Annotated in this window: 12 protein-coding genes; 5 read left to right on the top strand and 7 right to left on the bottom strand. The window is 71.3% G+C overall.

What is annotated here, in order from left to right:
* The first annotated feature begins 3 nt into the window (after nucleotides 1-3).
* The 3 genes from KY498_RS07720 to KY498_RS07710 all read left to right on the top strand — a co-directional run bounded on the left by KY498_RS07720 (nucleotide 4) and on the right by KY498_RS07710 (nucleotide 2,914).
* Entirely contained in the window at nucleotides 4-822 is an 819-nt protein-coding gene (locus tag KY498_RS07720; RefSeq protein ID WP_191009635.1) for an ABC transporter permease, read from the top strand.
* 2 nt (nucleotides 823-824) lie between these two features.
* On the top strand, nucleotides 825-1,922 hold the full coding sequence (locus KY498_RS07715) for a sulfate/molybdate ABC transporter ATP-binding protein (protein WP_375140956.1): 1,098 nt from the start codon (nucleotides 825-827) through the stop codon (nucleotides 1,920-1,922).
* A gap of 236 nt (nucleotides 1,923-2,158) precedes the next feature.
* Nucleotides 2,159-2,914: a hypothetical protein gene (locus KY498_RS07710; RefSeq protein WP_191008016.1), complete on the top strand. Its 756-nt coding sequence runs from the start codon at nucleotides 2,159-2,161 to the stop codon at nucleotides 2,912-2,914.
* Between the two features lie 147 nt (nucleotides 2,915-3,061).
* Here KY498_RS07710 and KY498_RS07705 read toward each other — a convergent pair whose 3' ends face one another.
* Nucleotides 3,062-4,402 carry an HNH endonuclease signature motif containing protein gene (locus KY498_RS07705; protein ID WP_223849509.1) on the bottom strand — a complete coding sequence of 447 codons (1,341 nt, stop codon included), beginning with the start codon at nucleotides 4,400-4,402 and terminating at the stop codon, nucleotides 3,062-3,064.
* Nucleotides 4,403-4,634: 232 nt separating this feature from the next.
* Between KY498_RS07705 and moaA the strand changes: the two genes are divergently transcribed.
* Nucleotides 4,635-5,729, top strand: a complete 1,095-nt coding sequence (gene moaA / locus KY498_RS07700; protein WP_191008017.1) for a GTP 3',8-cyclase MoaA — start codon at nucleotides 4,635-4,637, stop codon at nucleotides 5,727-5,729.
* 21 nt (nucleotides 5,730-5,750) lie between these two features.
* Here the strand turns inward: moaA and cydC are convergent, their stop codons facing one another.
* The 5 genes from cydC to KY498_RS07675 form a co-directional block, all read right to left on the bottom strand.
* Nucleotides 5,751-7,418, bottom strand: a complete 1,668-nt coding sequence (gene cydC, locus KY498_RS07695; protein ID WP_191008018.1) for a thiol reductant ABC exporter subunit CydC — start codon at nucleotides 7,416-7,418, stop codon at nucleotides 5,751-5,753.
* The gene (gene cydD / locus KY498_RS07690; protein ID WP_191008019.1) at nucleotides 7,415-9,142 is read right to left on the bottom strand and encodes a thiol reductant ABC exporter subunit CydD; all 1,728 of its coding nucleotides are present in this window, start codon (nucleotides 9,140-9,142) and stop codon (nucleotides 7,415-7,417) included. Before cydD ends, cydC begins: the two co-directional genes overlap by 4 nt.
* 119 nt (nucleotides 9,143-9,261) lie before the next feature.
* Nucleotides 9,262-10,296: a cytochrome d ubiquinol oxidase subunit II gene (gene cydB, locus KY498_RS07685; RefSeq protein WP_060959969.1), complete on the bottom strand. Its 1,035-nt coding sequence runs from the start codon at nucleotides 10,294-10,296 to the stop codon at nucleotides 9,262-9,264.
* Between the two features lie 8 nt (nucleotides 10,297-10,304).
* A complete protein-coding gene (locus tag KY498_RS07680) occupies nucleotides 10,305-11,750 on the bottom strand; it encodes a cytochrome ubiquinol oxidase subunit I (protein ID WP_060959970.1) in 1,446 nt (481 codons plus the stop codon).
* 100 nt (nucleotides 11,751-11,850) lie between these two features.
* Nucleotides 11,851-12,474, bottom strand: a complete 624-nt coding sequence (locus KY498_RS07675; RefSeq protein ID WP_101305774.1) for a metalloregulator ArsR/SmtB family transcription factor — start codon at nucleotides 12,472-12,474, stop codon at nucleotides 11,851-11,853.
* A gap of 124 nt (nucleotides 12,475-12,598) precedes the next feature.
* Between KY498_RS07675 and KY498_RS07670 the strand changes: the two genes are divergently transcribed.
* Nucleotides 12,599-13,906, top strand: coding sequence for an esterase family protein (locus KY498_RS07670; RefSeq protein ID WP_191008020.1), 1,308 nt, complete (start codon nucleotides 12,599-12,601; stop codon nucleotides 13,904-13,906).
* Between the two features lie 295 nt (nucleotides 13,907-14,201).
* Here KY498_RS07670 and KY498_RS07665 read toward each other — a convergent pair whose 3' ends face one another.
* Nucleotides 14,202-14,855 carry a dihydrofolate reductase family protein gene (locus KY498_RS07665; RefSeq protein ID WP_191008021.1) on the bottom strand — a complete coding sequence of 218 codons (654 nt, stop codon included), beginning with the start codon at nucleotides 14,853-14,855 and terminating at the stop codon, nucleotides 14,202-14,204.
* Nucleotides 14,856-14,879 lie beyond the last annotated feature (24 nt).

Genomic DNA, 14,879 nt, shown 5'->3' with positions numbered 1-14,879 from the left:
GTGATGATCGCCGGGCAGCGCGCATCGCGCGGGTTCGTGCCGCAGGTGCTGCTCGTGCCGGCCGTTGTCGGGGTCGCCTTCCTCGTGCTTCCGCTGACCGCGCTCGTCGGTCGCGTCGATCCGTCCACGCTGTGGGCGGACGTCACCTCGCCTGCCGCCGTGTCGGCGCTCGGCCTCTCGCTCGGAACGGGTGCCGTGGCGACGGCGGCGTGCGTCGTGCTGGGCGTGCCGCTCGCGCTCGTGATCGCCCGGTCGGGGCCGCGGCTGGCGGGTGTGCTGCGCGCGGTCGTGACGGTTCCGCTCGTGCTCCCGCCGATGGTCGGCGGCGTCGCGCTGCTGTTCCTCCTCGGCCGCAACGGCTGGCTGGGACAGCTGCTCGCGGGGGCGGGGCTGCGCATCCCGTTCACGACGACCGCGGTCGTGATCGCGCAGACGTTCGTCGCGCTCCCGTTCCTCGCGCTGGCGCTCGAGGGAGCCCTGCGCGCGACCGGTGTGGGCTACGAGCATGCCGCGGCGGCACTGGGGGCGGGTCGGTGGCGGATCCTCTGGCGGATCACGCTGCCCCTGGCCGCGCCCGGCCTGCTCGCCGGGGTCGTGCTGTGCTTCGCGCGGGCCATCGGGGAGTTCGGGGCCACGGCGCTGTTCGCGGGCAACGCGCCGGGCGTGACGCAGACGATGCCGCTCGCGATCTACACCGCCTTCAACGGGGCGGGTGTCTCGCAGGGCACCGCCGTCGCCCTGTCGTTGCTGCTGCTGGTGACGGCGGTGGGCGTGCTGCTTCTCGTCCGGGCCTGGCGGCCGATGCCGGGGGCGGGACGGTGACCGTGGCCGCGCTCGACGCGTACGTCGTCGTCCGCCGCGACGCGTTCGTGCTGGATGCCGAGATCTCCGCGGCCGCGGGGGAGATCGTCGCCGTCATGGGACCGAGCGGCGCGGGCAAGTCGACGCTGCTGGATGTCGTGTCGGGACTGATGCGCGCGAGCGCCGGCGAGGTGCGCGTCGGAGGCGAGGTCGTCTCGTCGCCCGCGGTGCAGGTGGCGCCGCAGCGGCGGGGTGTCGTGCTGCTCGGCCAGGATCCGCGCCTGTTCCCGCATCTGTCCGCGCGCGACAACGTCGCGTTCGGGCTGCGCGTCTCCGACGATGCCGGGAGGGCGGCTGCCCGGGTCGCGCGCCGCGCGCAGGCGCAGCGCTGGCTCGAGAACGTCGGGCTGCCGGGTGTCGGCCACCGCCGGCCCGCGGAGCTCTCCGGCGGCCAGCAGCAGCGGGTGGCCCTCGCCCGCGCCCTCGCGACCGCGCCGCGGCTGCTCCTGCTCGACGAGCCCTTCACCGCGCTCGACCCGGTGACGGTCGCCGACATCCGCCGTGTGCTCGCCGCGCATCTGCGCGCTTCCGGCACGACGACGCTGTTCGTGACGCATGACGTCGTGGATGCCGTCACCCTCGCCGACCGCCTCGTCGTGATCGAGGACGGCCGGGTGTCGCAGCAGGGACCCGCCCGCGAGGTGCTCACGACGCCCGCGACGGACTTCGTCGCGGCCCTCGGCGGGGTCAACCGCGTGCCGGGTCGGGTGCAGGCGGGGGTGTGGACGGCCGGTGCGGTGCACCTTCCCGCGCCCGGCCTCTCCAACGGCGACGCCGTGGCGCTGATCCCGACCGGCGCGGTCCGGGTGCGGTCCGCGCGGGCGGCAGGGGAGAGGGATTCGGCTGAGGTGGCGGCCGTGGGCGCCTCGGCACCCGGCATCCGCTGGAGCGCCAGGGTGGTGCGGATCGAGGCGACCGCCGCGGGTGTCCGCCTGCACACCCGCGAGCCTGCCGTCGTCTGCGAGCTCGCGATCGCCGAGTTCGCCGCCGCCGACGTCGCCGAGGGTGACGAGGTGCGTCTGTCGATCGGCGCGACCGACGTGCGGGTCGCTGCCCGGTGATCTCAGCAGCTCGAACGCGTTCCGGTACGCGGAGGCGCCGACGTGTGCGCGCCGGGGTTCTCTCCCACGGTGTTTGTGGCTTTTGCGTGATCGTCTCCTGATACGGCACGCTGATCCCACGAGGGAGGGGCGCGCCGATGATGCCATATGACTCGCGGCGGGTGCGTCGTCGGCTGCTCGAGCGGAGCGCACCCCCTTTCACGATCCGGCTCGGCGCAGCGGTCGGGGCTGGACTCGTGTTCGTCGTGGTGGCGGTGATCGTCGCGCAGTGGCATTGGGCTGTGTTGGCTTTCGGTGTCCTCGCCGCCGCGGCGACCGCAGAGTTCATGCGTTCGATGCAAGACCGGATCAGTCGCTGGCCGCTGTGGGGCTGGTGGTTGGCAACGACCTTCGTTGTTCCATTGGTGCTGTTGCTGTTCGCGAAGTCGGCGATTCCCGCAGAGGTCGGCATGAAGCTGATGCTCTTAGCGAGCTGGGCGACGTTCGGCCTTGCGAGTTCGAGGACGCTGGAGCGACTCGTCATGAGGCGCCTGCCCAAGAATGCGCGCCTCGATTGGATCGCCGCGGCGGCTTCGGTTGTCCTCGGTGCGCTCGGCGGGTTGGCAGTTCCGCTGGCCGCCATAGATCTCGTTGCAGCGCCGCGGTCGGTCGAGGCGTACGCAGTCGCGGTGACGTGCAATGGCGTGCGGGTGCCTGCCGTCGGGATTTCTCCGACGGTGTACGTCGATTCGCGCCCCAGTGAGACATTCGTGGCCGACGCGCAGGGTCGGGTGCAGTATGAGTTGCCGGTCTACTGGGACACCTACCGGATGGATCTTCCGAACGCGGACAACAGCGGGATTGCTCGAACGGAGCACTGGAAGCAGGGGCTCGAGGGGGTTTCCCCCGAAGTCCTCAGCACTCTTCTGTCGTTCGGGCTCGTGCGCGACTCTCTCGACTACGTGGAAGGGGGCTGGGAGGTTACTCAGCGGAACTGCGATCTCGCGCCCTGACAACGCTGTTCAGGCGCGTGGCAAAGCGGCCGTCGTCGATCCGCTCTCACGGCTCAGCCGTCCGCAGACTCCCGTCTGTCCGATCGGGTGGTGTCGGAGGATGTGTCGTCGGTACTCATCCCCGCTGACGCTTCCCGTGCGTGGTGCTCAGAACGGTGGTGGGTCGTCGGTGTGCGGGACGAATCGGACGCGTCCGGGTGGGCGGTCTTGGTAGTGGCGTCCGGTGGGTGAGGTCCACTGGAGGGTGCCGCCGCCGAGGTGTCGGATCTGCCAGGCGGTGTGGTGCTTGACGGTGTGGTGGCGGCGGCACAGGTGGGCGAGGTTGTCGGGTGCCGTGGGGCCGCCTTCTGCGGCTGCGGTGGTGTGGTCGCGGTCGCACCGGTGGGCGGGGCGGGTGCAGCCGGGCGTGCGGCAGCGTTCATCCCGTGCGGCGAGGAAGCGGCGCAGCTCCGCGGACGGTCGGTACCGGTCCACGGCGACGGGGATGCCGGTGGTCGGGTCGGTGAACACCCGATCCCACCCGGGGGTGAGCCCGGCGAGGCGTCGGGCGAGCGCGGGTTCGATGGGCCCGTACCCGGCGAGGAGGGCCGGGCCTCCGTCGGGGTCGCCGGCGAGGGTGAGGGCGGGGATCGTCACCTGGATCTGCGCCGTCACCGCCTCGACACCGGCGCCAGTGGCGCGGGTGGAGGCAGTGGCGGTCAGGAGCAGGTCGGTGAGGATGTCCGCACGCACCTGCGCCAACGTACGAGTGTCTGCATGAGCGCAGGGGTGGGAGCCGGTGATGACTCTTTCGCCGTGCGGTGCGTCGTCCGTGTCCGCGCTGGCATCCGATGAAGCGCCATCGTTGCCGTCGATGTCCTCGTCGGGCTGATCGAGGATCGCCCGGCCCCGGGCGTTGAGGGTGTCGTGGATCGCGTGGGCGAGCGGCGCGGGAAGATCCGCGATCAGCCGGGCCATCCCATCGTCGAGAGGGAACAACCGGACGGAGCGTTCTTCATACGCGCGCTGCGCGGCCTCAGTGAACGCGGCAGGGTCGATGGTCGCGGCGATCGCCTTCGCCGCCGCGCTCATCCGCGCAGGCGACTCCGACCGGGCCGCCTCCAACGCGAGGGTCTCGTACCGTGCCCGGTCTGATTCAGAGGTGAGAAGCGTGCCTGTGCGGCTGATCGCCCACGCATGAGCGGCATCGATCTCCCCGCGCTCCCACACGCCCCAGGTGGTGGGGAACAGGGTCGTCAGCGGGTATGCCTCCGACATCCGGCGTTGCACACCCCGATCCGACACCCGGAGCGCCATCGCGAGCTCCAACGCGACTTCCCGCAACGGCAGATCCGCATCCGACGACCGCACCGACCCACCCCGCTGCTGCACCTCCTGCCTGAGCAACGCCGTCCGCTCCGCGACCAGTCCCACCGCATCGGCCAGGAACCTCGCCTCCGCGGCCTGCGCCTGAGCCGCACGCCGCCGCGCATCCACCACACCGGCCACCACAGCATCCAACCCGGGCCACCCGAGCTCAGCCGGGGACGACACCGAAGACGGCGGATCGATCAGCGCGTGCATCATCACCCCTGACCCGGCATCAACCGGAGGACAGGACCCGCAACAGAAGGTGGGCACGCGCGGGGTTTCTTCATCCCACTATAGAACAAAACTTCGAAAATCGCAAGAGAACATTGCCCTCGGCCCGCGCCGTCCATCGGGCGGGTAGCCTCGGAGCATGGTCGCCGTCCCGCTCACGCTGCGCGCAACGACGCACGCCGCGCGACAGGACGGCGCCGTTTCCGCGCCCCGATCGACGTCGCCGGCAGCGCCCGGCGCCCCGCTCGTCGACCGCTTCGGCCGGGTGCACCGTGACCTGCGCATCTCACTCACCGACCGCTGCTCGCTCCGCTGCACCTACTGCATGCCCGAGCAGGGCAACGAGTGGCTCGCGCGCACCAGCATCCTCTCCACCGACGAGATCGTCCGCGTGGCCGCGGTGGCCGCGGCATCCGGGATCACGACGTTCCGCCTCACCGGTGGCGAGCCGCTCCTGCGCGCCGACATCGTCGACGTCGTGCGGCGCCTTGCGGCGATCGAGGGTCCGAGCGGCCCCGTCGAGATCGCCCTGACGACCAACGGCATCCGGCTGGGGGAGGTGCTGCCCGACCTCGTCGCGGCGGGACTGCAGCGGCTCAACATCTCGATCGACACGCTCGATCGCGAGCGGTTCCGCGAGCTCACCCGGCGGGACCGGTTGGACGAGGTGCGCGCGGGGATCGCCGCCGCCGCGGCCTCGGGTCTGCGGCCGCTCAAGCTCAACGCCGTCGCCATGCGCGGCGTGAACGAGGACGAGCTCGCCGACCTGGTCGCCTTCGCGCTCGACCACGGCGCCGAGATGCGCTTCATCGAGCAGATGCCCTTGGATGCCGGGCACACGTGGGACCGCTCGCAGATGGTCACCCGCGACGAGATCCTCGCCGCTCTCGCCGCCCGGTGGACCCTCGATCCGATCCCCGGGCGGGGCGGAGCGCCCGCGGAGCGCTTCCTCCTCGACGGCGGTCCCGCGACGGTCGGCGTCATCGCCTCGGTCACGGCCCCCTTCTGCGGCGCGTGCGACCGGCTGCGGCTGACCGCCGACGGGCAGCTGCGCAACTGCCTGTTCTCGAACGACGAGTACGACCTGCTGCCCGTGCTGCGCGCGGCCGTCTCCGACGACGCCGCGATCGACGCCGTGCTGCACGACTGCGTCGCGGGCAAGCTCCCCGGCCACGCGATCGACGATCCGTCGTTCCTGCAGCCGCATCGCGGGATGAACGCGATCGGCGGCTGAGCCGCATCCGGCGCGCCCGGGTCAGGCCTCGATGCGACCTCCGGCGAGGCGCACCGTGCGGTCGACGAGTCCGGCCGGCACCTCGACGTGCGAGATCAGGACGACGGCCCGATCGGGACCGACGGCCGACAGCAGGTCGGTGAGCAGCGCATCCGAGGCGTCGACGTCGACACCGGCGGTGGGCTCGTCGAGCACCAGCACGGGGAAGCCGTGCAGCAGCGCCCGCGCCAGGGCGATGCGCTGGGCCTGCCCTCCCGACACGAGCGCGCCGCGCTCCCCGACGCGCGCGTCCAGTCCGCCGCGCTCGTGCAGCCAGTCGCCCAGACCGACCCGCTCCAGCACGGCCTCCAGCTCGGCATCCGTCGCGGTGTCGTGGGCGAAGAGAAGATTCTGCCGGATGTCCTCGTCGAAGAGCATCGGCTGCTGTTCGCACAGTCCGACCGTCTCCCGTACGTCGTCCGGATCGAGATCGGCGACGTCGACGCCGCCGATCGTGTAGCGCCCGCGCACGGTGTCGAGGAAGCGGACCAGCACGTGCGCCACGGTCGTCTTGCCCGCGCCGCTGGAGCCCACCACGAGCACGCGCTCGCCCGGGGCGATCGACAGGTCGAGGTCGTGCAGCGCGTCCTCCTGCGCCGCCGGCCAGCGCGCCGACACGCCGTGGAGCACGATGCCGTCGCCCAGATCGGGGCCCGTGCCGACCGCCGGGACGGTGGCGACCGGGATGCCGGCCGGCACCGTGTCGGGCACCGCCTCGGCGATGCGTGCGGCCGCCGCGCGCACCTGACGCCAGGCGGATGCCGCGGCGGGAACGGCGGTGAAGACCTCGAACACGGCCATCGGCACGAGCACGACGACCGCGAAGGCGGGACCGGTGATCGTGCCGTCTCCGACGGCGCCCACCGTCGCGAGCACGGCGAGCAGCGACGCGGCACCGGCCAGCACCGACACGAGAGCCGTCGAGCCCGCCTGCGCGCCGGCGCGGCGGGTGACCGCGCGGCGCAGCTCCGCGTCGGCGGCGGCGATCCGTGCCGCGCTGCGCCCGGCCGCGCCGTACGCGGTCAGCACGTCGAGGCTCGCGAGATGGTCGAGGACGGCGTCGGCGAGCCGGGCCCGCAGCGGGGCGATCGACCGCTCGGCCCGCGAGCCGGCGAGCCATCCCCAGCCGACCGCGACGAGCGCCGCGACGACCAGGCAGGCCAGGAGGGTGAGCGCAGCCGGCCACCAGACGACCGCGACGAGCACGACGGCGCCCAGGGCGACGGCCGCCGACGACACGAGTGGCAGCACCACCCGCAGCGGCAGGTTCTGCAGCTCGTCGACGTCGTCGACGAGAGCGCCCAGCACCGACCCGCGGCGGGTGCGGGTGAGGCCGTCCGGGGCCAGCGGGATCAGCCGTCGCACGAGATCGGTGCGCGTGACCGCGAGCTGGCGCAGGGCCGCATCGTGGCTCGCGAGCCGTTCGGTGTAGCGGAAGGCCGCGCGGCTGAGGGCGAACGCCCGCACGCCGACGACGGCGGCCGACAGGTACATCACGGGGGGCTGCTCGCTGGCGCGGACGATCAGCCACGCGCTGCAGGCGAGGAGTGCGACCGCGGAAGCCTCGGACAGGAAGCCGGCCGCCGCGCCCGGCCAGAACCGGCGCAGCGACGGCATCGCGCGCCGGAGCACGTCGGTCGTCGTGGTCACCTCGTCACCTCCTCGGCGGAGACGGCGGAGTCGGCGGGGGCGGCGGCGCGGGTGACCTCGGCGCCGGTGACGGCGACCACGCGGTCGGCGATCTCGCGTGCACTGCGGCGGTGGGAGATGAGCAGCACCGTCGCGCCGGCGTCGGCGAGCTCGCGGATGCCGCGCCAGAGGGCGGCCTCCGTCGCGGCATCCAGGGCCGAACTGGGCTCGTCGAGGGCCAGCACCGACGCGTGGCCGCGCAGGTGCCGGTACACGGCGCGTGCGACGGCGACCCGCTGGGCCTGTCCTCCGGACAGACCCGCGCCCTGGACTCCGAGATCGAGGTCCGGGTCGAGCTCGTGCGCCTGCGCGATCCGCAGGGCGCGGACGACGAGGGCGCGCCGGGCGGCCGCATCGGCATCCTCGTCACCGAGCGCGACGTTCGCGGCGATCGTGCCGGCGACGAGTCCGGGACGCTGCCCCGCCCACGCGAGCCAGGTCGCCGACGGCAGTGCGCTCACCGGCATCCCGTCGAGCTCGGCCGTGCCGTCGAACCCGGCGGCGCCGAGCAGCGCCGCGAACACGCTCGACTTTCCCGCGCCGCTCGGCCCTTCCAGAAGCGTGACCGTTCCCGGCGCGGCGTCGAAGTCGACCGGTGCCAACGTCGATTCCCCGCGGCGCACGCGGAGCTCGCGGACCACGAGGTGCCCCCGCGGCCCGGGAGGGAGCGGGGGCGCCGCGGCGCGCGCGGCCTCTCCGCCGGATGCCGCCGCCGCGCGGGCCTCGTCGAGCACCGCGAACACGTCCTCCGTCGCGGCCACGCCCTCGGCGGCGGCGTGGAACTGCACGCCGACCTGGCGCAGCGGCAGGTAGGCCTCGGGGGCGAGCAGCAGCACGAACAGGCCGACGGCGAGCGTGATCGTCCCGTCGATGAGGCGGAAGCCGATGGACACGGCGACGATCGCCACCGAGATCGAGGCCAAGAGCTCGAGCGCGAAGCCGGACAGGAACGACACGCGCAGCACGCGCATCGTCTCGGTGCGGTAGGTGTCGGTGACCTTCTCGATCGAGCCGGCCGCGCGGTGCTGGCGGCCGAACACCGTGAGGGTCGACAGCCCCTGGACGGTGTCGGCGAAGCGTGCGGCGAGCCGCCCGAGCGTGCGCCACTGCCGCTGCTGGACGGTGCGCGTCGCGAGCCCGATGAGCACCATGAACAGGGGGATGAGGGGGAGGGTCAGCAGGACGGTGAGCCCCGAGATCCAGTCCTGCCACCACATGACGGCCAGGAGGACGGGCGTCGCGATGGCCGTGAGGACGAGCTGCGGCAGGTAGCGCCCGAAGTAGGCGTCGAGCGCCTCCAGCCCCCGTCCCGCGGTCACGGCCAGGCGGGCCGTGTTGCGTCCCGCGAGCCAGCCCGGGCCGAGGATGCCGACGGCATCCACCAGCTGCGCCCGCAGCTGGGCCTGCACGCGCGCGGCGGCCCGCGCGGACAGCACCTCGCGCGCCCACAGCAGCAGTGCCCGCACCACCACGACGCCGCCGAGGGCCAGGAGCGTCGCGGTGAGCTCGGCCCACGGCATCCCCTCGATCGCGCGGGTGATCGCGTGGGTGAGCAGCCAGGCGAACGCGACGACGACGGCCGTCTGCGCCGCTCCGATCAGGGCGATCGCGACGAAGAACGCGCGGGATGCCGACGCGTACCGCAGCAGGCGCGGGTCGACGGGTCGCACGCGTGTGTCTGCCATCCTTCGATCCTGCCTCATCCTTCATCCCCCGCGAGCCGCCATCACACGGCCGAGCCGCCACGTTCCGGCCGGCCGAAGCATGTCGGCTCGAACAGAACGTGGCGGCTCGGCGGTGAGTGTCAGTGCGCTTCGGCCAGCTCGGCCTTCTCGATCGTCGAGCGGGTGATGCGCTTGCGGAACACCCAGTAGGTCCACGCCTGGTAGGCGAGCACCAGCGGCAGGAAGATCAGCGCGGCCCACGACATGATCTGCAGCGTCATGGTCGTGCTGGAGGCGTTGGAGATCGTCAGGCTGAACGCGTCGTCGGTCGTCGACGGCATCACGTACGGGAACAGGGCCAGCCACAGCGTGAGCACCGCGAAGACGATCGTCACGGCGCCGGCGGCGAAGGCCTTGCCGTCGCGGTCGGCGATGTTGAGCCACACCGACAGCAGCAGCGCGACCGCGGCGATGACGCCGCACGCGATGACGGCCCACAGCAGCGGCGCCTCGCGGCCCGCGGCGATGAAGATCGTCCAGACGACCGTGCCCGCGGCGAAGATCACGGTGGGGATCGCGAGCTTCTTGCCGAGCGCCTGCGCGTCGTGGTGCACCTGCCCGTCGGTCTTCAGGCCGACGAAGTACACGCCGTGCAGGAAGAACAGCAGCAGCGTCGTCACGCCCACCCACAGCCCATACGGGTTGAGGAGCGTGAACAGCGAACCGGTGAAGTTCTTGTCGGCGTCGATCGGCACACCCTGCACGATGTTCGCGACCGCGACGCCCCACAGCAGGGCGGGCACAGCCGAGCCGACCACGATCATCGCGTCGAAGCGGCGCTTCCACCGCAGGTCGTCGCGCTGGTGGCGGTACTCGAACGAGACGCCGCGCGCGATGAGCGCCAGCAGGATCAGCAGCAGCGGCAGGTAGAACCCGCTGAACAGCGTCGCGTACCACTCCGGGAACGCCGCGAACAGACAGGCGCCGGCGACGATGACCCAGGTCTCGTTGAGGTCCCACACGGGGCCGATCGTGTTGATCACCTGGCGGCGCGACACCTCGTCCTTGCCGAGGAAGGGCAACGACATGCCGACACCGAAGTCGAAGCCGTCGAGCACGAAGTAGCCGACGAACAGCACTCCGACGATGAAGAACCAGAGATAGGCGAGGTCCATGTCAGCTCCTAGTAGACCGTGGACGGGGTCTGATCGACCGGGACGTCGGACGGATCGGGGTCACCGGGCTCGGGCAGCGGCTGCGGGCCCTCCTTGACCGTCTTGAAGATGAGGCCGAACTCGACCACCGCGAGGATCGCGTAGATCGCGGTGAAGGCGATGAGCGAGATCAGCACGGTCCAGCCGGGCACGTTGGGCGAGACGCCGTCCTCGGTGAGCATGAGGCCGAAGACGATCCAGGGCTGGCGTCCCATCTCCGTGAAGATCCAGCCGACGAGGATGCCGAGCAGGGCCAGCGGCGCCTGCCAGATGGCCAGCTTCCACATCCAGCCGGCGACGGGGCGCTTCGCCTTCTTGCGCGTCACCCACAGACCGGCGACGGCGATCGCCGTGGCGAGCAGGCCGAAGCCCATCATCCAGCGGAAGGCCCAGTAGGTGACCCACAGGACGGGGGCGAAGTTGCCGTCGACCTGATCCGCGAACTGCGGGAACAGCTGCGTCGTGTAGAGCTGGTTGAGGTCGTTGATGCCCTCGACGCAGCCGTTGAAGTCGTGGGTCGAGAGGAAGGCGAGCACGTAGGGGACGCGCAGCGACCACACCTCGCCGGTGCCGTCGGGCGTGCCGATCGAGAAGATCGAGAACGAGGCGTCCGCGCCGCACGCGGTGTTGAACATCGCCTCCGCAGCTGCCATCTTCATGGGCTGGGTCTGCACCATCACCAGGCCCAGCTGGTCGCCCGAGAGGAACACGGCCACGAAGCCGGCGATCATCGCCCAGAGCCCGAACTTCAGCGCCGGGCGCAGCATCTCGACGTTCTGCTTGCGGGCGAGATGCCACGCGGATGCCGCGATCACGACGCCGGCGGAGAACATGATGGCCGACGAGATCGTGTGGGGGAACTGCGTCAGGGCGACCGGGTTGGTCAGCACCTGCCAGAAGTCGGCCATCTCGGCGCGGTGGCCCGCGGCCGACATCTGGTAGCCCTTGGGGTTCTGCATGAACGCGTTGGCCGCGAGGATGAAGTAGGCCGACAGCCAGGTGCCGACGACCGTCATCCAGATGGTGAGCAGGTGGATGCGGCGGGGCAGCTTGTTCCACCCGAAGATCCACAGACCGATGAACGTGGCCTCGAAGAAGAAGGCCATCAGACCCTCGAAGGCGAGCGGGGCGCCGAAGACGTCACCGACGAAGCGGGAGTAGCTCGACCAGTTCATGCCGAACTGGAACTCCTGCACGATGCCGGTGACGATGCCCATCGCGAAGTTGATCAGGAAGATCTTCCCGAAGAAGCGCGTGAGGTGCAGCCACTTCACGTCTCCCGTGCGGTGCCAGACCGTCTGGAAGATGGCGACGAACAGCGACATGCCGAGCGTGAGCGGCACGAAGATGAAGTGGTACAGGGTCGTGAGACCGAACTGCCATCGTGCGAGCAGCAGCGGATCCAGGAAGTCCATCGTCATCCTTCCGAGGGTGGGAGTCTTCTTCGAGACTGAAGCTACACAGGGTTTTCCCAGCCTTGGAGGCGCTGGGCCGTGAAAAAGAAAAGGGTTCTGATCAGGCCGTGGCCGGGGCGAACATCAGCTGGACGACGCACTCGCGCGGGTCGCAGGAGGGGCGCATCTCGTCCACCGCGAGCGGTCCGCCGGCGGCGGCGAGCACGCTCTGCATGAGGCCCAGGTGCACCTGGCAGAGCATCTCGCGGTGCTCCGCCTGAGACGAGGCGTGCGCGCACGGGGTCAGGTCGACCGTCAGCTCCCGCTCGTCGACGAGCGGGTCGAAGCCGGCGTCGATGAGGTCCTCGACTAGGGCGTCGACCTGGTGCAGCGCGTCGGTGTCGAGCTCGGGCGCCGCGCCGGGGAGCACCCGCCGCATGAGGTCGCCGCGTTCGGCGGCGGCGCGCACCTTGCGCCGCTGGATCGGGCTCGAGGCGCGCACGCCGTCGGCCGCGCTGTAGAGCACGCGCGGACGCCCGCGGGTCGTGCGGTGCTCCGCTGCCGAGACGACGTATCCCTCGTCGATCAGGCGCTGCAGATGCTCGCGCACGGTGTTCGGATGCAGCCCCGTCGCATCGACGATCTCGGTGATCGTGCGACGCGGCTGCTCCTGCACGAGGTGCAGGATCTCGACACGTGAATAGCTGGAAATGGCGCTGTACCCAACCGGGCGACCTGTGGTCATACCTCACATTATTCACGGTGACGCCCCCCACCGCCACCCCCGAAATCCGGCGCTTTCTTCCGGTCCCGCGGAAGCTCCGCATCCGCTCAGCGCGACCTCAGGTCTGCGCCCCTAGAGTCGGAGCATGCAGATCTGGCAGTTGCCGATCATCGGTGGTGCCGTTCCGATCGTGGTCCACGCCGTGGCCGCCGTGTTCCTCGCCGTCGTGCTCGTGCGCCGGTGGGATCGACGCGCCCTCCTGTGGGCGGTGATCGGCGCGGTCGCCGGGGCCGGCCTCGCGGTGCTCGCGGTGCACCTCGTGGACCGCTCGCAGGTGTTCGGCGCCGACCCGCTCCCCGCGTTCGTGCTCCAGTGGGCGGCCGGTGCGCTCGCGGCATCCGGATGGGCGATCGGGGCGATGGTCGGTGCCCGTCCGTGGCGGCGGATCGTGTCGGCGGTGGCCGTCCTCAGCTTCCTCGTCTCCGCGACGATCGGGGCCAACGCCTCCTTCGGGCTCAACCCGACGCTCGGCACGCTGTTCGGCATCGCGGTCGACAACAGCATCGACCTTCCGCACGCCGACAACACGAACGGGGCGGCGCCGGCCGTCCCGCTCGCGCAGTCGTTCGTCCCGCCCGCGGGGATGCCGCAGAAAGGCACGCGCGGAACCCGGAACATCCCCGCCACGGCATCCGGGTTCGACGCGCGTCCGGCGGGCATCTACCTCCCGCCCGCCGCCCTCGTCCCGAACGCGCCGGCGCTGCCGCTGGTGATCATGATGATGGGCCACCCCGGCAACCCCGACCCGACGGCGATCAGCGACGTGCTGGACGACTTCGCGGCGCGCAACCACGGCCTGGCGCCGATCGTGATCGTCGCAGACCAGGTGGGCTCGGCGGTCAACGACACCGCATGCGCCGATTCGAGCGCCTACGGCCGCGCCCGCACCTACGTCACGCAGGACGTGGTGGCGTGGGCCAAGGCGAACCTGAACATCATCCAAGACCCCGCCTACTGGACGATCGCGGGGTACTCCAACGGCGGCGGCTGTGCCCTGTCGTTCGGTGCCGACTACCCCGGACTCTGGAAGAACATCCTGGACGTCTCGGGGGAGCCGTTCCCCGGCTCCGAGCAGGTGGAGAACATCACGAAGACGATCTTCGGCGGTGACGCGGCCGCGTTCGAGGCGTCCAAGCCGGTCAACGTCCTGGCCGCCGCGCCGGCGGGCACGTATGCCGGAATGACCGCGGTGTTCACCGCGGGAGCGGACGATCCGACCTATCGCGCCCACGCCGACGCCGTCGCGGCCGCCGCGCAGAAGGCCGGAATGACCGTGACGCGCTACGACATCCCCGGCGCCGGTCACACCGGCGACGCGTTGAAGCTCGGGATCGTGGAGGGTTTCACGGTGCTGTACCCCGTGCTCGGGCTCTCCGTGACGCCCGGCGGGTGACGACGCTTTTACCTTCGCGTCGGCGTCGCGTCAAGATCGGCGACCTCAAGATCTGCGCAAGATTTCCGCAGGCCGAGAGTGCCTCGGACGGCGTTCCCGGGTCGTATGCGCGTGAATGTTGAGGATGCCGCAAGATTCGCGCCGATCGCTGTCTCGTACGAGCCGAACCACGTAGCGTCGTCAGTACGCGAGCCGGCGCCCGAAGTCGGCCAGCGCATCGATGAGGGCGATCGCCGGTCTGGGGGGATACGGCGGTCGCCTTCATCGTCCGTCCGGCACCGACGGCGGCGCGCGGTCACTCCGGCGGTCGGCTGAAGGTGATGTGGGTCACGCCGCTCTCGGCCGCTTCCGACGTCACGCGGTAGCCGTTCTCCAGCCCGCGGAGGTCGTCCCACAGGCGGATGCCGCGGCCCAGCAGGATCGGCACGACCGCCACGTGGATGTCGTCCACGAGCCCTTCGTCGAGGAAGTCGCGCGCCGTGGTGGCCCCACCGCCGATGCGGATGTCGCCGCCGCCGGCGACGGCGCGCGCCCGGGCCAGGGCGTCGTGCGGGCTCGCGTCGAGGAAGTGGAAGCTCGTGCCGTTGGCCATCTCGATCGATGCCCGGGGTGTGTGGGTGAGGACGAACACGGGGATGCGGAAGGGCGGCTCCTCGCCCCACCAGCCGCGCCACTCGGGGTCGTCGCCGTGCTCGTGCAGACCGAACATGCCGGCGCCCATGATCTCCGCGCCCAGGTCGGCGAAGTAGCGCATCGCGTAGCGGTCGTCGACGCCGGTCGTGCCGGCGCCCGACGAGTCGTGCAGCACGCGCTCGCGGAAGGTGCGGGTCGCCGTGTAGTCCCGCGTCAGCCGCATCCAGTCCTCACCGAACGGGTTCTCGGGCGTCTGGTCGGTGGTGGTGGCGAAACCGTCGAGGGAGATGTTCAGGTCGAGGCGGACGCGTCTCATGGTCACCAGCGTCGATCATCCCCG

The sequence above is a fragment of the Microbacterium sp. PAMC21962 genome, from assembly GCF_019443465.1.
Taxonomy (GTDB): Bacteria; Actinomycetota; Actinomycetes; order Actinomycetales; family Microbacteriaceae; genus Microbacterium; species Microbacterium hominis.
This window is presented reverse-complemented; position numbering and strand designations above follow the sequence as displayed.

What these genes read in the sequence shown, in the direction of transcription:
- KY498_RS07720 (WP_191009635.1), top strand. Translation starts at nt 4, where the DNA reads ATGATCGCCGGGCAGCGCGCATCGCGCGGGTTCGTGCCGCAGGTGCTG.
- moaA (WP_191008017.1), top strand. Translation starts at nt 4,635, where the DNA reads ATGGTCGCCGTCCCGCTCACGCTGCGCGCAACGACGCACGCCGCGCGA.
- cydD (WP_191008019.1), bottom strand. Translation starts at nt 9,142, where the DNA reads ATGGCAGACACACGCGTGCGACCCGTCGACCCGCGCCTGCTGCGGTAC.
- cydB (WP_060959969.1), bottom strand. Translation starts at nt 10,296, where the DNA reads ATGGACCTCGCCTATCTCTGGTTCTTCATCGTCGGAGTGCTGTTCGTC.
- KY498_RS07680 (WP_060959970.1), bottom strand. Translation starts at nt 11,750, where the DNA reads ATGGACTTCCTGGATCCGCTGCTGCTCGCACGATGGCAGTTCGGTCTC.
- KY498_RS07675 (WP_101305774.1), bottom strand. Translation starts at nt 12,474, where the DNA reads ATGACCACAGGTCGCCCGGTTGGGTACAGCGCCATTTCCAGCTATTCA.
- KY498_RS07670 (WP_191008020.1), top strand. Translation starts at nt 12,599, where the DNA reads ATGCAGATCTGGCAGTTGCCGATCATCGGTGGTGCCGTTCCGATCGTG.
- KY498_RS07665 (WP_191008021.1), bottom strand. Translation starts at nt 14,855, where the DNA reads ATGAGACGCGTCCGCCTCGACCTGAACATCTCCCTCGACGGTTTCGCC.